The 19,357-nt window shown below is 43.9% G+C and carries 16 protein-coding genes and 5 tRNA genes; 7 read left to right on the forward strand and 14 right to left on the reverse strand.

The genetic code is table 11. The features are described from left to right. The first annotated feature begins 29 nt into the window (after positions 1–29). A complete protein-coding gene (locus D469_RS0115825) occupies positions 30–902 on the forward strand; it encodes a DMT family transporter (protein WP_018924373.1) in 873 nt (290 codons plus the stop codon). A 504-nt stretch (positions 903–1,406) separates the two neighbouring features. Here D469_RS0115825 and glmS read toward each other — a convergent pair. The 6 genes from glmS to sigW form a co-directional block, all read right to left on the reverse strand. After that, positions 1,407–3,209 (reverse strand): glutamine--fructose-6-phosphate transaminase (isomerizing), encoded by a 1,803-nt coding sequence (gene glmS, locus D469_RS0115830; RefSeq protein WP_018924374.1) that lies wholly within the window; start codon positions 3,207–3,209, stop codon positions 1,407–1,409. A 530-nt stretch (positions 3,210–3,739) separates the two neighbouring features. Then, complete coding sequence (gene glmM, locus D469_RS0115835) at positions 3,740–5,089, reverse strand: phosphoglucosamine mutase (protein ID WP_018924375.1); 1,350 nt, start codon at positions 5,087–5,089, stop codon at positions 3,740–3,742. A 67-nt stretch (positions 5,090–5,156) separates the two neighbouring features. Then, positions 5,157–6,407 carry a CdaR family protein gene (locus D469_RS0115840; RefSeq protein ID WP_018924376.1) on the reverse strand — a complete coding sequence of 417 codons (1,251 nt, stop codon included), beginning with the start codon at positions 6,405–6,407 and terminating at the stop codon, positions 5,157–5,159. Continuing rightward, entirely contained in the window at positions 6,400–7,224 is an 825-nt protein-coding gene (cdaA, locus tag D469_RS0115845) for a diadenylate cyclase CdaA (RefSeq protein WP_018924377.1), read from the reverse strand. Before cdaA ends, D469_RS0115840 begins: the two co-directional genes overlap by 8 nt. Before the next feature lie 249 nt (positions 7,225–7,473). Further along, positions 7,474–8,118, reverse strand: coding sequence for an anti-sigma factor family protein (locus D469_RS0115850; protein WP_018924378.1), 645 nt, complete (start codon positions 8,116–8,118; stop codon positions 7,474–7,476). A gap of 14 nt (positions 8,119–8,132) precedes the next feature. Then, entirely contained in the window at positions 8,133–8,696 is a 564-nt protein-coding gene (sigW, locus tag D469_RS0115855; protein ID WP_018924379.1) for an RNA polymerase sigma factor SigW, read from the reverse strand. A gap of 154 nt (positions 8,697–8,850) precedes the next feature. Here sigW and D469_RS21775 point away from each other — a divergent pair, with 154 nt between their 5' ends. Further along, positions 8,851–9,021, forward strand: coding sequence for an aspartyl-phosphate phosphatase Spo0E family protein (locus tag D469_RS21775; RefSeq protein ID WP_018924380.1), 171 nt, complete (start codon positions 8,851–8,853; stop codon positions 9,019–9,021). Between the two features lie 331 nt (positions 9,022–9,352). Here the strand turns inward: D469_RS21775 and D469_RS0115865 are convergent. The 8 genes from D469_RS0115865 to D469_RS0115900 form a co-directional block, all read right to left on the reverse strand. Further along, positions 9,353–9,426, reverse strand: a tRNA-Gly gene (locus D469_RS0115865). Between the two features lie 368 nt (positions 9,427–9,794). Continuing rightward, a tRNA-Gly gene (locus D469_RS0115870) sits at positions 9,795–9,869 on the reverse strand. 4 nt (positions 9,870–9,873) lie between these two features. Continuing rightward, positions 9,874–9,949: transfer RNA gene (locus tag D469_RS0115875), tRNA-Lys, on the reverse strand. A gap of 16 nt (positions 9,950–9,965) precedes the next feature. Continuing rightward, positions 9,966–10,050, reverse strand: a tRNA-Tyr gene (locus D469_RS0115880). A 4-nt stretch (positions 10,051–10,054) separates the two neighbouring features. Continuing rightward, positions 10,055–10,129 (reverse strand) — tRNA-Glu (locus D469_RS0115885). 463 nt (positions 10,130–10,592) lie between these two features. After that, entirely contained in the window at positions 10,593–11,816 is a 1,224-nt protein-coding gene (locus D469_RS0115890) for a D-alanine--D-alanine ligase family protein (protein WP_018924381.1), read from the reverse strand. Between the two features lie 21 nt (positions 11,817–11,837). Further along, complete coding sequence (locus D469_RS0115895) at positions 11,838–13,427, reverse strand: UDP-N-acetylmuramoyl-tripeptide--D-alanyl-D-alanine ligase (protein WP_018924382.1); 1,590 nt, start codon at positions 13,425–13,427, stop codon at positions 11,838–11,840. Then, positions 13,417–14,199 carry an alpha/beta fold hydrolase gene (locus tag D469_RS0115900; protein ID WP_018924383.1) on the reverse strand — a complete coding sequence of 261 codons (783 nt, stop codon included), beginning with the start codon at positions 14,197–14,199 and terminating at the stop codon, positions 13,417–13,419. Before D469_RS0115900 ends, D469_RS0115895 begins: the two co-directional genes overlap by 11 nt. A 294-nt stretch (positions 14,200–14,493) precedes the next feature. On the opposite strand from D469_RS0115900, the gene D469_RS0115905 reads away from it, so the two are divergent. From D469_RS0115905 to D469_RS0115925, 5 genes are all read left to right on the forward strand, one after another. Further along, the gene (locus D469_RS0115905) at positions 14,494–14,766 is read left to right on the forward strand and encodes a hypothetical protein (RefSeq protein ID WP_018924384.1); all 273 of its coding nucleotides are present in this window, start codon (positions 14,494–14,496) and stop codon (positions 14,764–14,766) included. A 366-nt stretch (positions 14,767–15,132) separates the two neighbouring features. Further along, the gene (locus D469_RS22380) at positions 15,133–15,885 is read left to right on the forward strand and encodes a hypothetical protein (RefSeq protein WP_018924385.1); all 753 of its coding nucleotides are present in this window, start codon (positions 15,133–15,135) and stop codon (positions 15,883–15,885) included. Between the two features lie 270 nt (positions 15,886–16,155). Continuing rightward, entirely contained in the window at positions 16,156–17,904 is a 1,749-nt protein-coding gene (locus D469_RS0115915; protein ID WP_018924386.1) for a carbon starvation CstA family protein, read from the forward strand. Positions 17,905–17,921: 17 nt separating this feature from the next. Further along, on the forward strand, positions 17,922–18,182 hold the full coding sequence (locus tag D469_RS0115920; RefSeq protein WP_018924387.1) for a cory-CC-star protein: 261 nt from the start codon (positions 17,922–17,924) through the stop codon (positions 18,180–18,182). A 65-nt stretch (positions 18,183–18,247) separates the two neighbouring features. Then, positions 18,248–19,180 carry an ArsA family ATPase gene (locus D469_RS0115925; protein ID WP_018924388.1) on the forward strand — a complete coding sequence of 311 codons (933 nt, stop codon included), beginning with the start codon at positions 18,248–18,250 and terminating at the stop codon, positions 19,178–19,180. Positions 19,181–19,357: the final 177 nt, after the last annotated feature.

Raw genomic sequence — 19,357 nt, forward strand, 5'->3', positions numbered from 1 at the left:
TACCATTACTTATATTCAGGAGGCACACGATGAAGTTCACAGGTGTAGGATTAGTTATGCTAGCCGCTATATGCTGGGGCATTAGCGGGGGAATTGGCGATATTTTAATGAACAAGGGCTGGGACCCTATAGTGATTTCCTTTTACCGGGGGGCTGTTGCTTTTATATGTTTTTTAGCGTGGTTTCTCTTGCGCTTTAATAAACAAAATTGGATGTACTCTCCTCGTTTATTTATATGGGCTCTATTGGCAGGTGTCGGTGTTGCTGGAAATTTCACTTTTTATTTTCTTAGTATCCAAGCATCAACCATTGCTGTTGCTGCTACGTTAATGTACACCGCACCTGTCTTCGTCCTTTTAATCTCCTTTTTATTACGAATAGAGCGTTCGACTTGGTTTAAATGGGGCTGCATTTTCGGTGTGCTTCTTGGGATTATCCTGCTTACAGGTGCTTACAGTGCCGATTCGTTTTCAGTGAGTTTTCTGGGCGTGGCAACGGGTCTTGCTGCTGGCCTTTCCTATGCATTGTTTATATTCGGGTTCAAAAATGCCTCTTCCATTGGAAATCCGCAGACCACCCTAACCATTGCATTTTTCGCATTTTGTCTCATCCTTCTTCTTTTTGCGGACAATAATGAAGCAGCTAATGTGTTGACCTCAAGCGACATCGGATGGTTTCTTCTCTTAGGGCTGGTGGGGGCTGGACTTTCATTTATCTTTTATGTGATTGGCATTCGGCGGACTTCCCCGACCACTGCTTCGATGGTAGCTATGGTAGAGCCGGTGACAGCTTCATTATTTGGCTTTTTGCTTCTCGGAGATCATTTGACCGCCATTCAACTTTTCGGAATGGGAATCATCCTGCTTACAATCACCGTACTTAGTGTAAAGCAGTCCGCCTGAGTCGATTTATTTTCAGTAAACGAATTAATTAGCAAATTATTAAAGTGAAACGGCATTTTCTAAGGAAAACAACAAATAGTCACCAAAGGAAAAAGGAAGGCAGTGGAATCTATACTGCCTTCCTTTTTCCTTTGATCGATGGACTACTATCAACACAGAACTAGACAATTTTTTTAAATGCCTATTCTTGAATTCTTGTCTACCTAAAACTATCACGTTCTAAAATCCCCGATTTTCACCCTGCCAACACCGAAGAAACCCAGGCTTGTAAAGAGCTTGAGAACGCTTGAATAGATGAGATAAAAACGCTGAAACACGCATGAAAGTGGGAATGAAGGGATATGGGAGATGGAAAACAGGAGAAAAGGGAAAGAAAAAGGAAAAAACAAAAAACGCGACCCGCTGATGGCTTCTTCAGGGGCCGCGCTTTCCACTATGCTTCATCCAACTTTGGAAACTGAGAGTTGCAGGGAAACAAAATGCTTCTATAAACTACCTATTCTCTTATTCTACCGTAACGCTTTTCGCTAGGTTACGAGGTTTGTCGACGTCGCAGCCGCGGTGCAGGGCCGCAAAGTAAGAAATGAGCTGCAATGGAATGACGGAAGCAAGCGGCGTGAGGTAATCGTGTACTTTTGGCAGCACGATTTGGTCGCCGTTCTTTGCCGTGTTTTCCATACTGATGATGCAGGAGTTAGCTCCGCGGGCATCGACTTCTTGTACGTTGCCGCGAATGTTTAAGTTCACGTGCTCCTGTGTTGTTACGGCAATTACAGGTGTTTTGTCTTCGATCAATGCAATTGTGCCGTGTTTTAACTCACCGCCGGCGAATCCTTCTGCCTGGATATACGAGATTTCTTTTAGTTTCAGCGCGCCTTCAAGGACGACGTGGTAATCAAGGGCACGGCCGATAAAGAAGCAGTTGCGTACATCAGTCAAGTAATCGCGGGCGATCATTTCCATTTCGTCTTTTTGGTCACAGAGCGTTTCCATCGCTGTCGCTACAATACTTAGCTCCTGAATGGCGTTAAAGCTATCTTCATAGCCTTGGGAACGAGCCGCGTCCATGGCAAGGATAGAAAGAACAGCCATCTGGGCCGTGTATGCCTTCGTGGAAGCTACGGCTATCTCAGGACCTGCGTACGTGTGCAGGGTGAAGTCTGCTTCCCGGGATAAGGTTGAGCCTGGTACGTTGGTGATTGTCAGTGCTTTATGGCATTGTTCCTTAACGTTAACAAGTACGCCGCGGCTGTCTGCTGTTTCCCCGCTTTGAGAAATGAAGATAAATAGCGGGTTCTCGGAAACGATTGGGGCGTTATACAAGAATTCACTGGCAATGTGCACTTCTACCGGCTTGCCGGCGACTTTTTCCATGACTTCTTTTCCGACTAGACCTGCGTGATAGCTCGTGCCCGCTGCAATAATATACAGACGGTCTGCTTCGTTTAATGCTTCACGCACTTCTGGGTCAAGTTTGATGTCATGGTTTTCATCCTGATACTTCTGAATGATGTTGCGGATCACAAATGGCTGCTCATCGATTTCTTTTAGCATGTAATGCGCATACGTACCTTTTTCTGTGTCGCTTTCATCCAATTCTGCTGTGAAGGAATCTCGTGTGACCTCTTCGCCGTCAAGTGTAGTAATCTCGATGTTGTCGCGCGTTACCGTCACAACTTCTCCATCCATCAGTTCGACGAATTCTTTTGTCACGTGAAGCATCGCCATTGAATCAGACGCTACCACGTTTCCATCTTCTCCGTACCCTGCTAGAAGCGGGCTCTTATTTTTTGCTACGTAAATCGTATCTTTATCCTCATTGTCGATTAGGGCGATAGCAAAAGAACCTTTAAGCAGGCGAAGCGTTTTGCGAAATGCTTTTTTTACTGAATCACCTTGATTCATAAAGACTTCAACTAGCTGCACAATTACTTCAGTGTCCGTATCACTAGCAAGCTCTACCTCGCCCAAGTATTCTTCTTTCAACTGTTCAAAGTTTTCAATAACCCCGTTATGCACAAGGGTAAGGCGTCCGCTTGTACTTTGATGCGGGTGGGCATTCTCCTTACTTGGCGGTCCGTGAGTTGCCCAGCGGGTATGTCCGATCCCTGCTGTTCCTTCTGCTTTTCCGTTAATAGACTTGCGAAGTGTTGCAATTCGTCCTTTTTCTTTAAATAGTTCAGCTTCTGTTTCGCCGACTACGGCAATTCCTGCTGAATCATAGCCTCTGTATTCAAGTTTCTCAAGGCCTCTAAGAAGTAATTCTGGTACTTGCTGTTCTCCGATATAACCTACAATTCCGCACATGTGGTAAAACCTCCCCGACTTGGGGCAGGAAAAAAGCACAGGGCTTTTTTAGTCTGCCCCGCTCGTCTCTTTTATATTTTTAATAGCATAGAAGGGTGAATAGGTGCCAATGCTTCCGCTCTTAGAAGACACACTTCTCCCTTTGATTGCCAACACCTCAAGGTTTGTGCAAAGAGTCACCCCTTTGTTTTACCTTGCAGCTTACGGTTGTGGCATCGCAACCGGGAGGCATCCGCCGATCGTTCGATGAACCTCCTCCTCGTCAACTGTAGCACGCGACGGTGTACAGTCCTGGCGCTTTAATATTTAATTCTGTTCTTCTGTTCCACTAATCCCCCTTTTTTAAACGAATACAGACGAATCGTACTACAGAAATTCAAATCGGTCAATCATCAGTCTAGTTGCTTGCTTTTCACGATGAGCCTCGATCTCGCTAGTTTAGTGAAATAGTCTTACAAAATCCTCCTTATAACATAACTATGCGCGGGTACCGCAAAATGTGTGTGCAGCCCGCGCATCCTTTTTCCCGTTTATTCTTTCGTCTGCCCCATATGTTCATGAACCACAGCAGCAACCTGGGTTACATATTGGTCACACAATGCTTCCGTTGGTGCTTCTGCCATGACTCGAATTAATGGTTCCGTTCCTGATGGTCGCACCAGGATGCGGCCATCGCCACCCATTTCTTCTTCAATTTGCTGGATCGCTTCTTGTATAGCTTCGTTTGTATGAATTTCTTCCCGATTCACCACCCGCACGTTTTCAAGCTTCTGCGGGAACTTCTCCATCTCGTCGGCTAGTTCTGAGAGCGGCTTTTCTTTTGCCTTCATGATATTGACGAGCTGTAGCGCGGTCATCATGCCGTCGCCGGTCGTGACATGGTCTAAGAAAATAATATGACCTGATTGTTCCCCGCCTAGAGTATAACCGCCGCGACGCATTTCTTCCATGACGTAGCGGTCGCCTACTGTCGTTTGTTTCGTCTTGATGTTATTGGCTTCCAGCGATTTATAAAGGCCAAGGTTGCTCATTACTGTTGTGACAAGGGTGTTATCTTCCAACATGCCTTCTTCTTTCAAGTACTTTGCACAGATGAACATAATCCGGTCCCCGTCAACAATTCGCCCTTTTTCATCTACCGCAATTAAGCGGTCAGCATCCCCGTCAAAGGCCAAGCCAACATCGGCTCCTTTTTCTTTTACAACCTGCTGTAAAGCATCAGGATGAGTAGAGCCGACACCCTCGTTAATGTTAATACCATCTGGGTTGTTACCGATAGTAGAGATATTCGCTTCAAGGTCAGCGAACAGATGTGGTGCCAGCGATGAAGCCGAACCGTGTGCACAATCAAGCGCAACATGAAGGCCCGAAAAGTCTTCCTCTACCGTTTGCTTAAGGAAATGCATGTATTTCTGTCCGCCTTCAAAATAATCATTCACAAAGCCTAGTTCTGCACCAACAGGGCGAGGCATTTCTTCATCATTTGTTAAAAGCTCTTCTATTTTTTCTTCTTGTTCATCGCTTAATTTAAACCCGTCAGCGCCGAAGAACTTAATGCCATTGTCCTCAACTGGGTTGTGAGAAGCTGAAATCATAATACCAGCATCAGCACTAACAGCTTTGGTCAGATAGGCTACTCCCGGAGTTGAAATCACGCCGAGCCTCATTACTTCTACGCCAATCGAAAGCAGTCCCGCTACTAGGGCTCCTTCTAACATTTCACCGGAAATTCTCGTATCTCTTCCGATGACTACTTTTGGTTTTTCGCGGTTGTTTGTTATTACATAGCCGCCGGCACGGCCTAGCTGAAATGCTAATTCCGGGGTTAATTCCTGGTTTGCTACACCACGTACACCATCTGTGCCAAAATGTTTACCCATGAGTCTGATCTCTCCTTCTAATCATGCATCCACTACAATTCATGTTGTCTTTATAATGTAGATTACGTTAATCCTCGTCATTTGTTTCTTCACTTGCTACTTGGACTTCAATCGTATCAGGATCAAGCTCGTATTCTACGTTAGGCAAAGTATCCAGCCTCAGCGGCAATTCCAGCTCGCCATTTTCAAGACTCTCTTCCGGTTCAATATATACATTTACATCATTTCTGTCCATACCCTGCAGCACATCGGCTGCCCCGGTAACCGTTACGTCAACTGCCCGGTCAGTGGGAGACAAGACAGAAAACGTCTCATCTGCCAATGCTCCCATATCAATCGGCAACCCAGAAAATGTTCGTTCTTCAGCTTCAACTACCTCAATATCTACTTCCACTGTCTCTGGTTCTACCCTGTCTACTTGCGGCGGGGCTTGTATATCTAATTCAACGGTCTCGTCTCCATTAATTTCTTCTAAATCCAACACAACTCCATCAACCATAGAAATTTCATCTAATACATCATCAGGACCATACAACGTAACCTCTGTCGGGTCATAATTAAGGGATTCAATGCTTAACCCGTCCTCAAGCTCCCCTTCTCGTGTTAAATTTACGGGAACCGTTACTGAAGGACTATCAACCTCCACCTCCACGTGTACTTCTTCCGGTGTTACATCAACATCCAATTCATTTCCATACTCACCGTAAACCACAACCTCGGCTTGTTCGTCAAATGATTCATCCGCCTCAGAGACATCTACAAAGGCATGTACATCTTCCACCGTCTCTAAGATTGATTCACCAGCTGTTACTTCTACTTCTTCCGGCACTGCCGTGACATCTCCGAGGTTATAACCATTTTCAAGTTCGTCTTCATTCTCCACTTCTACATTAACTGGGAAGGAACTCGTTTGTTTCTCTTCTAGTTCAACTCGGACAAATTCCGGCACAATTGCAACGCCAAGTTCAGCCGGGAAACCGCGATGCTGGATATTCACGTGATGTACACCTGCCCCTCTTCCTTCTAAATCAACATAGACGTCATAAGAGGGACGGGCAATCTGGAAGAGTCTGAGTGCACTTTGCGGGCCGCTCAAATTCACATCGACCGACTCACTCATCTCCACAATTTCGTAATTTTCCTCATCGTAATCTGCGGTCAATTCTACATCTTCTAGCGTATACGTTCCTTCATTAACTGTTGGAAGCACACCAGGTTGGTTGTTGATATCGTCCATGTTCACCATCATAAATAACATGAAGGCAATCAACAAGGAGACAAATTTGAGAAACCAATGATTGTTAAACAGTTTATCCATTTTTTCGACCTCCCCAATTCCACAGCGATGTGGTGGAGGTTTTTTCTTCAGTTAACAGTTGATTCTCAAGCATCTTGCGCAGTCTTTCTTCATCCAAGTCGCGATGGAGGTCGCCGTTTTTTGTTACTGATATTCCACCAGTTTCCTCAGAAACAACAATTGTTAAACAATCGGTCACTTCACTTATACCGAGGGCAGCCCGGTGGCGCGTTCCGAGTTCCTTCGAAATAAAAGGATTCTCCGAAAGCGGCAAATAACAAGCGGCAGCGGCGATTTCCTGGTCCCGCATAATCACTGCTCCATCATGGAGAGGTGCATTCGGTATAAATACGTTTATTAATAATTCTTGTGTAATCGCAGCTTTCATCGGTATGCCAGTCTCAATATAATCATTCATCCCTGTTTCATTTTCAATTGAGATTAATGCGCCGATGCGCCGTTTAGCCATATATTTCACTGATTTCATAATAGCGTCAATTGATTTCACCGCGTCATCATTTTCCGGGGTGCTAGAGCGGGTGAAGATTCGTCCACGCCCTAACTGCTCAAGTGCACGTCTCAGTTCAGGTTGAAAAATGATAATAATAGCCAAAAGACCATATGTAACGGCCTGAGTCATAATATATTGAAGGGTCCTCAGTCCAAAGAAGCTGCTAAAAAACCAGATGGCAAGTATAACTGTGATCCCTTTAACTAATTGGACCGCTCGAGTACCACGAATAACGGTAATCAGCTTATAGATCACAAAGGCAACGAGCAAGATATCAATCACTTGCCCCAGCAATCGAAAAAATTGAACATCTTCACCTGGAAACATCGTATTCCTCCAGTTTGTCTACCTTTGCTTCGTTTTTCACAAATCCCACACGTAATTATATCATATTTTAGCTAGGCAAATCTTCTTTCTACCAGAGCGAAAGAAGGTATCTCTCGACCAAGCGGCCGCTCCAATTGCAATTTGTCTTTTCAAATGACGTTCTGCACTTCTCTTCTTTATAAAAATGCCTGTGTCTTGTCCAATATATACCTTGGCAAAACACAAGCATTTACGTATTTTGAAATGGGCTTACTCATTTTCATCACTAGAAGGCCACAGTTGAACCGTTAAATCCCTCACTTGGTACCACACCCATTGGACCACTTCGTTCACTTCTTCAATTTCACCTGACACATGGCCGGCGGAAGCCAAATATTGCTCACCGCGAATAACAGTTGCATCTCCCTGCACTTCGCCATAGACTTCTAAATCACCATTTCTAACAGTCAGGTCACTCGTTATAACTTCTCCTTCTGGGACAGTGACTACGCCATTCTCTCGATCAATATGAAAGTTACCAGCACCGCTTACTTCTACTTCCTGAGAGCCAACTGCTGACCAGGATCCCCACACGGTCGATGACATTAACAAAATAAATACAGCCGCAGCCGCTGCGAGCGGATGCCGTTTTATCCACCGCTTATAACGAGGCGGGGAAACGGGAGGTGTACTTGGGAGTTGTTTCATCACATCTTCTGTAAAGTTAGGGGGTGCTTCCATATGCGAAGCACTTTGTAAAAAGGCCACGGTTTTTTTGGTTTCATCGTAATAAGCCTGACAATCTGGGCAGTTTTCTAAATGTTGATAAAATGAGGCACGCTCCTCTGCGTTTAATTCCTCATTCCAATACTTTTGCATACCAACCTTACAGGTGTTCGAATCTTTTGTCGCCATTTCATTCTCCCCCCTCATGTTCCACCTAAACGTTTTCGAAGAGCTTCCCTTCCTCGGTGAATGTGGGTTTTTACTGTACCTTCTGGCAGATCAAGAATTTCGCTGATTTCACGAAGAGACTTATCTTCCATGTACTTTAAGATGATAGCAGCCCTGTATTTTGGCGGCAAATAGGATATTTCTTCCTGGATCCATTCCTGCCACTCCAACCGGATGACTTGGTCTTCTGGCCACTCTTCGGTTGCAGCTAACTGGGAATAACCTGTAAGCCCTTCTGCACCTTTAACCTCTGCGTCCAAGTAGAGGTCCGGTTTCTTTTTTCTCAATCTATCTATCGAAAGGTTAGTGGCAATACGATAAATCCAGGTCGAAAACTTTCGATTCGTATCATACCGGTCAATATTGGTATACGCTCGCACAAATGCTTCCTGGGCAATATCTTGAGCTTCATGAACGTTGCCGGTCATACGGTAAGCGATTTGATACACCTGGTTTTTATAAGCTTCAACAATTTCTGCAAATGCTGCTTGATTTCCCTCTTTAACTTCTTTGATTTTGGATTTTATAATTTCATCCATTCGCTTTACCCCCGGTCTTATAAAACCGCTCGTTATGTAATACGGCGCTAAAAAAAGTTGGTTTCATTTTTAAATAATTTTTTATGAAAAAAGGTTTCTCCGTGCTACAATCGGGAATAAGTATTGTAGTTTTCAAGGTTTAAGGAGTGTTTATATGAATGAAGAAGCACTTCAGCAAGAAATTGAAATAGCTAGAAGGAAATTGAATGAGCTCGCTGAGAGTAAATCTCTCTTGTCAGATGAAATGGTCGAATTAAGCCGCACACTCGACCACCTTTTAAACCAATACGAGCAAATTCATCGTGCTGAACAATCGCTTCCATAACAATCAACTCTTTATCTAGCTTCATCTACTTATAACGAACTGGCTCAGAATACACATTATACCATTTTTGGGGCTAGCTGTTTAAGAGGATAAGGACCTTTTACAAGGTTCTATTTTTTTTGTGTTATTACCGATAGAAACTGGCTTGCTCAACACCTTATCATTTTCCTAAAAGAGTATTTTTTCCTTTTGTTCCCTCCCACCGCTTTGCTAACGGGCTGGCCGGCACATTTCCGAACAGAAGGTTAAACTGAAACCAGTAAAAAAGCGCTGAAAAAAAGCTCCCATTCTAGCAGGGAGCCTGTTATTATAAAGGTTATTATTTTGGTTTTGGAGCGGGTGAGGGGAATCGAACCCCCGTCATTGGCTTGGAAGGCCAAGGTTTTACCACTAAACTACACCCGCATTTCTTGTCATATCAGCTGTTCATTTTGTATGTAAGTTCAGAACGTGTCATTCATTCGTAGTTGCGTAAAGCACTACCATTCAAAACGCTTGCAACACAGATAATACTACCATGCTCTTGATCTTACGTCAACTAAAGTAGTCAGAAAATGGAGCAGGCATAAGAGCTTTGTGTAAAGGCATTAGGTCTCAAATGAGCATACGCTAAACTATCTATCGGACACCTCTTCCGTTATGTGCGGGTAAGTCCTTTACGTTCAACTGTTTCAAGAGAGAGCACGGAACTCTGTCACTAGCCAACCTTTCTTTCCATATTAAAAAGGAGACCGCCTAGCAGGCTGTCTCCTTATGTGAGTGGGTTTTATTCATGGAGCGGGAGACGGGATTCGAACCCGCGACCCCCACCTTGGCAAGGTGGTGTTCTACCACTGAACTACTCCCGCAAACTGGTGAGCCATGGAGGATTCGAACCTCCGACCCTCTGATTAAAAGTCAGATGCTCTACCAACTGAGCTAATGGCTCCCAACAAATATATAAATGGTGGAGGGGGACGGATTCGAACCGCCGAACCCGAAGGAGCGGATTTACAGTCCGCCGCGTTTGGCCAACTTCGCTACCCCTCCAAAATGGTGACCCGTGCGGGATTCGAACCCGCGTTACCGCCGTGAAAGGGCGGTGTCTTAACCCCTTGACCAACGGGCCATTTTGGCTCAGCCGTTTTGCTGACAAATTACATTATATACATCACATTTTCTAAACGCAAGGATATTTTTCATATTTTTTGTTTTCATTTTTTTCAGTCGTTTTTCCTCCTTTTTTTACCCTTCTTAAAAATGACGCATCTTGTCATTTTTGCCTTTCATTCTCTCCTTATGCCAAGTTAATTGTTCAGCTTTTAGCTCATAAAAATCACAAGGCGATCAACGTAGGTTAGAAAAGCCTGACGATTTCCTACTTAGCCTCGCCCCATCTCCAAACATTTAAACTTGCCCACCTCTTCCTCGCCATACCAAATCTAAAGAAAACTTGGCAAAGCCAAGCCTGCGCGTAGGCCGATCCTTAGTTGCACGTATACCGTTTCCTTCAATTATTCATACAATCTTACGGTGTAAAAACACACTGGCTGTCTCTTTAAAAAGAAACAACCAGTGTGCTAGCTTGCATGTTAAGATTTAGCTCCGTTTTTGCTGCCGCCCTTTGTTCCTTGGGCACTTTGGAGGGAAAATAAGTTGGAGTCGATGGAGAACGTTAATTTTTCTCGTTCACGCTTGCGCTTTAAAGCCCCTTGTACCAATTGGTCCAACAGACTCTTGTATTCTTTTCCGGCCGGGTCCCACAAATAAAAGGAAAGTGAACCTGGGATGGTGTTAATCTCATTAACGTAGACTTTACCTGTCGTCTCTTCAATCATAAAATCAATGCGGGAGACACCGCTGCAGCCAAGTGCTTGGAATGTTTGGACCGCAAGCTTTTGTACTTCTTCTGTACGTTCTTCTGAAAGCTCAGCCGGGATGACGCGGTCAGTATTTTCCATTCCGCCTCCGCCTTTAACCGGATCCCCACCGCCATCTTTAGAACCTCCGCCTTGATACTTATCTTGATAACTCAAAATTTCTTCAGTTTTCAAGACTTCTTCAATGACTGATGCTTCAGCACGTTCATAATCGCCCACGACAGAGCAATTCACTTCTTTCATCTCTTTAAGCATCGGTTCAATCAAAATTTTAAGAGCAAACTGGAAGGCTTCTTCTACAGCCGCTTCCAATTCTTCTCGGTTACTTGCTGTTCCGATCCCTACACTTGATCCTAGGTTCGCTGGTTTTACAATCACCGGATAACCAAACTTCTGTTCAATTTGATCAAGCCAAGCGCTTGCTTCCCGGTCCCAGTGCGAAGCATACAGCCACACTTCACCAAGAACGGGCAGATCTTGGTCGCGCAGCACTTGTTTCATGGTGACTTTATCCATTCCAGTTGCCGAAGATAGCACATCACAGCCGACATACGGCAGACCTAAAAGCTCAAAGAAACCTTGGAGCACACCGTCTTCGCCAAAGGTACCATGGACAATCGGAAAAGCTACATCTATTTCTGCTACGATTCGTTTACCGAACTTAGGAACCGGGTCTTTTTCAAGGACTACTGTTTCATCTTCTCCTCGTTTCACATTTACTTTTTGGGCTTCATTAAGTAAATTATCCAGTTCTTTGTAATTCTCAATTTCCAAAAGGTCTTCACCTGTATACCAATTGCGATCTTTCCCCATATAAATGGGTACCACTTCATACTTCGTTTCATCCATGGCATGTATGGCCTGGACAGCAGATATCACCGAGACTTCGTGTTCGACCGAAGCCCCTCCAAAAAACACGCCGACTCTAGTTTTCATTGTTGTGTCCTCCTCGAAACATCACTCATTAAAAGTATCAGGCAAATCATTTTCAAGCAGCACCACAGATGGAACTTGAGCCCATTCCCGCATGCGGCTTAATGCGTCCTGCAAATCACTAGCTACATACAGTCGTTCTGCAGGGAAATCTTTTTCTTCAAGGCCATCTTGCAAAGGCTTAGTCTGCTGTTTCCCAACAAGAATAATGTAGTCACATTCATCGGCAGCTTGTTTAGCTAATTCTTTATTTAACTCATATTCTTTCTCACCGAGCTCAATCATCCCTGGAGTAACAAGAATCTTTTGCTCTGGCATGCTGCCGAGTACTTCAAGCGCCATACTTGCGCCGGTTGGATTCGAATTAAAACTGTCGTCAACAATCGTAATGTTGCCCTGTGGTTTCTTTAACTCGAGACGGTGCTCTACCGGCTGGACGTGACGGACCGCACGAGCAATCGTCTCCAACTCCATTCCTTTTTCAGAAGCCATCGCAATGGCTGCCAGGATATTATAGATGTTGTGCCGGCCTAATAATTTGGTCTGGATATCGATGCTTGAGCCGTCATACTTATAAACCTTAAACGATGACCCTTTTGCTGAAAACGAAATATCCCCGGCTTGATAGTGAAGATCCTCTGCGTCAATTCCATAATAGATTGTTCGGCATTTGTTCTTTTGCTCATAACTCATAATGTTCTCATCATCTTTATTCAAAAAGGCAGTACCTTCTGGCGGAAGCGTTTCGACCATCTCAAACTTTGTCTTTTTAATCGTGTCCAGTGTTTTAAATGTTTCCAAGTGCTGTTCGCCAATCGCAGTAACCATGCCATATTTATGATGGACAAGCTCACAAATTTCTTCGATATCTTTTTCCTGCTTCGCTCCCATCTCGGCAATAAACAATTCATGGTACGGCTTTAATTTTGTACGAATGGTTTTTGTGACACCCATCTTCGTATTATAACTTTCCGGGGTCATGAGTACATTAAAGTCGGCCGAAAGGACCGTTTCAAGTATATGTTTTGTACTTGTTTTACCATAGCTTCCTGTAACGCCAATTACTTCAAGGTTAGGCATGGAGGTGATCCGCTTTTCTGCATCGTTAAAGTAATGCTGATTAATCTGCATTTCTATCGGCCAGTTTACCATGTTCGCAAGGATCGTCATGACATAGCAAACAATAGAAGCTAGAATCAGCGGCACAAATGTAAATAAGAACGAACGCTCTTCATGCAGGCCTGTCACCAAGCTAAGCACCAGAATAACGGTATATAAAACCCCAATTGTAGTAAACAAGCGTTTCACTCGTGGAGTAAAAACAAGCTGTTTTTTTGTTTGTTCCTTTGGCCAAGTGAATAACAGGAGAGCATAAATAACCACACCAGCCAACAAAGCGATGCTTTCACCTAAAAGTAGAAAAACAATAATAGAAAGCAACGGAATAGAATCTTGGACCGGAAAGGCACGCTTCCCATTATTCTTCATCCAGCGAATTAATCGTTCATTGCGATATGCATTTTGCTGTAACATATGAACGCTTCGTTTCAATCGTCTAGCTGTGTATATTCCCCAAGCCGCTATAAAGAGGATGAGGAAGATGCTAATCAACACGGCCGTTAGCCTCCTTATCTTTATCCAAAAATGAATCAATAATAACTAAGAAGCGGTTTAATTGATCGAGGTAAGCATAATGCCCCGCTCGTTCTAATACCACTAAACCACTGTCTGGAATTTTCTCTTCCATTATCTTACCATCAGATACTGGGGTAGCTTCATCATTTTCTCCCCAAACCAGTAAAGTCGGGACTTTAATCTTTGGCATCAAATGCTGCAAATCTTCATTGACTACCTTTACCATCGTCTGTTGCATAACCCCGGATGTATTCTGGTAATCCGAGGAACCGAGCTTTTTCTTTACCCGGGACAGAATCTGGTCTTTATAGCGATTTACTATCGGCAGATTCAACAATTTCTTGCTCGCTTTAAACGTATAAACTTTAAGGTAATACTTGAGTTTTCGTTTCGGCTTCACTCCGGCACTATCGACCAATATTACCTTATGAGCCTTATGATTTGCTGCATAACGTATTGAGACCCGGCCGCCAAAGGAGTGTCCAACTAAAATAGGTTCTGACACTTCCACTTTTTCAAAAAAGCGAACGAGCATATTTTTATAATCTTCCACACCCCATGGCTCGGGCGGTTCTTCACTTTCTCCAAAGCCAGGAAAATCAATAGACCACACTCGAAAATGCTTTTCTAAGTACTCATGCACCGGCCGGAATGTTTGAATATTGGCTCCCCATCCATGGAGGAGAAACACATCTTTCCCTTCACCGGAAACGTGATAATGCACATTTACTCCATCAACATCTATGAACACGCAACATACGCCCCATTCTATCATCCGTAATGTAAAAATTGGTCCCATTATGGACACAGAAATTCACTATATAATCCTATCACATTTTATGTGCAAAAAGAACGAACAATACGTAGATGTTTATAGGAACAGCCAAGAGTCACACCCTCAAAGAACAGCGCTTCTTTCCAACGAACTATAAATCCCCCATCCCCTTTCCACTTTTTTCACAGCCCTAGAAAAAAAGCATGTTTGCTCTCTTTATCGAAAAGGAATGAATGATTACCAGACGGACGATAAGGAGGCATGGTTTGAATGAAAATTGATCGATTAGAAACAGCAGACCAAGAACGAATTGATTTTACTGAGGGTGAACTTCACACCAATGAAGAACCTTGGAGCGCTGTCTTACATGGTGTAGATAATCATGGCATCATCTTTGAATCTGTTAGTGACAACATTCACCGAAATTTACAGTTTGAAACTGAAAATGGCACTTATACTGGACAAGCTGTTGTGTCAAACATCGAAAGTGAAAAAGAAAACCGGGTCACACTTGAAGGTAAAGGCCCATTAAACAAAGTATAACTTGGTCCTTTAATGAGGCAGCACCGCTCTTATGCGGTGCTTTTTTATGTTCAACTTGTTTTCGAGAAAAGGGTAAGGAAAAGCGGCAAACGCCTTGCACCGAGAAGGAACCCCTCTGCCCGGCTTATATGAAGACCAGAACGGATTTTGTCGTTTTAAGGAAAATAAAGAGGGGAATTAAGTTAACGATCATCGTTACGGATATTTATTTCGCTTTGCTAAAATTTAGTATGGCTAAATCTATGAAAATCTAAAATAATCGTAGCGAAATTTGTAAAATCGTATAAAAATTATTTAACAATAGCTTCAATATATATAAAATCTGTAAGATGATCACGAGAAAACATAATAGGAGGCCTATACGATATGAAAAAATATTTGATGACATTTGGACTTTCTGCCCTTCTTGTTGTTTCTGCATGTAATGGAGAAGAAGCAGAAGACGATGCTAACGGTGAAATTGACGACACAGATGAAGCCGAAGTAGAAGACGAGGGCGATGATGAAGAGGAAGACGAAGAGGAAGAAGATGAGGACGAGGAAGATTTAGAAGAGGATCAAGACGTTGATGAAGAAGACGCTGAAGATGTCGATGAGGAAGATGAAGGTCATGACATCCAAGGGCTAAGTGAAGAAGTTGAAACGCTTGAAGACCTTGATGCAACAGCTGAAACGGGCACAGTAAGCGTTGCTATTGACAGTGTTGAAATTCACGAAGCAGACCAAGACGACCATGAAGGTGCTGTAGTGGCCCATGTGGCTGTTGAAAACACTGAAGATGAATATGCGGTCTTCTATGGAGATAATTCTTATATCACACTCGATGGCAATGATGAGGAAATCGATGCTGATGTATTAGCTTCTGATGCTGTGGGTGGCGAATTCACTGGTGAAGGTGAAGAAGATGGCTATGTCGTTTATTACTTCGAAGAGACGCCAGATGAAATTGAAGACATCACCTTTCACTTCCAAGGCACTACAGATGAAGAGGGCGAATCAATCGGTGATGATACCGAAATCGAAGTCAGTGTAGACGGAGATAATGGCGACGATAACGCTGATGATGAGGATGACGATGCTGACGTTGAAGATGAAGACGTTGAGGACGAAGACGAATAAGTTGTTATCTATCATGCATAAGATAGAAGACGGCCTGAGCCAGGTCGTCTTTTTTCAATGTTTAACAGGCCGGACTGGCTTTTACTTACTTTTATAAAAGCAGTGTCTACCTATTATTGGGTTACGTTAAAAGATCACAAGCATTATTGTCGAAATATTATTTCTATTGTTATATAATTATTGTCAACGCTTATAGACACTTGTCATTTTTTTGCACTTGTTTGTAAGCGTTAACATAGATACCACAATACAATTAAAGGGGGAATAAAGATGTATGGTATAGTTTTAGCTGTTATCGGTATTATCATTTTCGCATTGGGCTACCGGTATTATTCTAAGTTTATAGCTGTACGAATTTACCGGCTTGACCCTAATTTTCAAACACCAGCCCATAGATACCGTGATGGTGTCGATTTTGTCCCAACGAATAAATACGTTCTCTGGGGCCACCATTTTACGTCGGTGGCAGGGGCTGCTCCGATTTTAGGTCCTGCAATCGCTGTCTATTGGGGCTGGCTGCCGGCCTTTTTATGGGTCGTACTCGGTACTGTTTTTGCAGCCGGGGTGCATGACTTCGGGGCGCTTGTTCTTTCAGCCCGTAATAAAGGGCAATCCGTCGGAACAATCGCTAACCGCATTATAGGCCGCCGAGCCAAATTGCTCTTTTTATTTATTATTCTTATTCTTGTGCTCATGGTAAACGCTGTATTTGCCTGGGTAATCTCGAATTTATTTATCTCCTTCCCAGCAAGTGTTTTAGCAGTTTTTATTCAAATTCCATTAGCTATCTGGATTGGATACACTGTTCACCGCAGAAGCAAAAGTATGCTGCTTCCCTCACTGGCGGCCCTTGCCGTGATGTATGTAACAGCTGTACTAGCCGCTAACATTCCTGTCTTGCAGATTGATCTGGTCAGCTATTTTGGCGGTGAGGAAGCAACCGTAGCCTTTGGGCTCGATGCCACAGCCATGTCATTCCTTGTCTGGATCGCCATTTTGATGATTTATGTCTATATTGCTTCTACACTACCAGTCTGGAAATTGCTCCAACCTCGTGATTATATTAATTCTCACCAACTTGTCGTCGGTCTTGTCATTCTATATTTAGGCTTATTCTTGACCAATCCGGAAGTGGCGGCGCCGGCTACACGGGAAGTAAGTGACGCCTCTTGGTTCCCGCTCTTATTTATCACGATTGCCTGTGGTGCGATTTCTGGCTTCCACGGTCTGGTGGCATCAGGGACATCCTCCAAGCAGCTTGACCGCGAGCCAGACGCACGCTTTGTTGGTTATTTTGGTGCCGTGGGCGAGGGAATGCTTGCGTTAATTTCCATTATTGCTGTCGTTACCTTTTTCTCAACCCAGGATGCATTTATTGGGGCGTATGAAAGCTTTACTGTAGCCAATGCTGATGGTCTTGGCCACTTTATTACTGGCGCTGGTCAACTGGCCACTGGTGTCTTTCTTCCGGCTGGTGTAGCCGAAACGATTGTAGCTGTTATTGTAGTTAGCTTTGCTGCCACCACTCTCGATACATCCGTACGTTTGATGCGTTACATCATCTCAGAAATCGGGCAAGAATATAAAGCTTATGCCTTAACGAAAAAGCATGTAGCGACTGGTATTGCTGTGGGTGCTAGTACCATTCTTGTACTCATGCCCGGCGATGAAAGAGGCATGGGAGCCGGCGGTTATTTACTCTGGCCATTGTTTGGTACTTCTAATCAACTGCTTGCCGGTATTACGCTGTTACTCATTACCATCTGGCTGCGTCGTCAAGGAAGGAACTATTTGTTTACACTCATTCCGATGCTCTTCCTTCTCTTTATGACGCTGTTCGCCATGATTTCACAAATCATCTTTGAATGGCTCGGGTTAGGTGCGGACCAAAGCCCAGACTATTTACTATTCGTTCTCGGCTCTATTATCATGGTATTTGCCATCTGGATTTTACTTGAAGCGGTTAATGTTTTCCGTAAAGAGCCTCCAAATCAAGGCTTAGGCCCTGATGAGGATTAAAGGAGATTAGAAACAGTATGGAACCTCTCTCGTTTAAAAAATTAATCGGCTTTTATGATGAGGTGCTCAGCTTGCCTCATCAAGCCGAAATCAAACGGATTATACGCGATGAAGATGATCTGTTTATGTTGCTTTGTTTTTCTGAAATGCTAGGCGTCCCAAATCCGGTTTCCTACTATACACTTGAACTTTACCCAGAAATGATTGAAAAATTCCATGACTGGCACATGCGCATGGGAATGGAAAAATCCCCATTGGACGGCATTCGCTGCTGTTAGTTGATCTACTCTTGCTGCATGTGTAATAGCTATGCCAGCGATCCAGAGAAAGGAGCTAGCTTCCCATGCAGAAATTATTCAAACATGAGATTGTATTTTTTGGGGGCAAAGGAGGCGTTGGAAAATCCACCACGTCTTCTGCCTTTGCTTGGAAAGCCGCCAGATCAGGGAAGAAGACACTTCTTGTTTCAACCGATCCAGCTCACAATTTAGGCGATATTTTTAATCAACGGCTGAATGGAAACATTGAAGCTTTAGCCGATAACCTTTATGCCATTGAAATCGATCCGGAACAAGAATCGCGGGCCTACATTGAACGGGTGAAATCCAATCTCGACGGGTTAGTAAAATCGAATCTTTTAGAAGAAGTGCACCGACAGATTGATATGGCAAGCGTTTCCCCGGGAGCTGAGGAAGCCGCCTTATTTGATAGACTCGTCCAACTTGTTCTTGAGGAACTCGACACCTTCGAGCTAATTGTATTTGACACCGCTCCTACTGGCCATACAGTGAGGCTGCTTGCTTTACCGGAGATGATGGAAGCCTGGGTGGAGGGAATGCTTCAACGAAGGCAGTCTGTAAATGAAACCTATGCCGGCTGGTTAGAAGATGGCACCCCAACTGAGGACCCTATCTACCGCACGTTGATGGAGCGTAAAGACCGCTTCTCTCGGGCGCGGGAGGTCCTGCTGAACCCAAAACGCACCGGCTACGTGTATACACTTATTCCAGAAAGGCTGCCGATTGTAGAGACAAAGCGCGCATTAGAACTGCTTAAGCATACAGGCATCAGCGTTCAAACACTTGTTATTAATAAATGTTTACCTGAAGCTGCCGCTGAGAGTCCTTTTTTTAAAAAACGAAAAGAACAGGAAAATGCCTACTTGGCGGAAATTAAACAAACGTTTAATCAACAAGGTCTTGTGCACCTGCCCCTGTTAGAAAGCGATATTCGCAGCACTGCTGACCTTGAGGAGCTCGCCGGACAGTTTAAATAAAATCCGAGTGCAGCCGCAAGCAATGCAAGGATCCCGTTCGTTGGTTTGGCTTCGGAGTTTAGTAATATAGTAAGGATGGATAAGCTGGCCCAGTTCGGCCAGCTTTTTTCATGCTTATGACAATGGGAGAGAGTTGTGGGTCGGGAGGAGGATTTCGTATTTTCTTTAAAATGTATA

This window comes from Salsuginibacillus kocurii DSM 18087 (assembly GCF_000377705.1).
In the GTDB taxonomy this organism is placed as follows: Bacteria; Bacillota; Bacilli; order Bacillales; family Marinococcaceae; genus Salsuginibacillus; species Salsuginibacillus kocurii.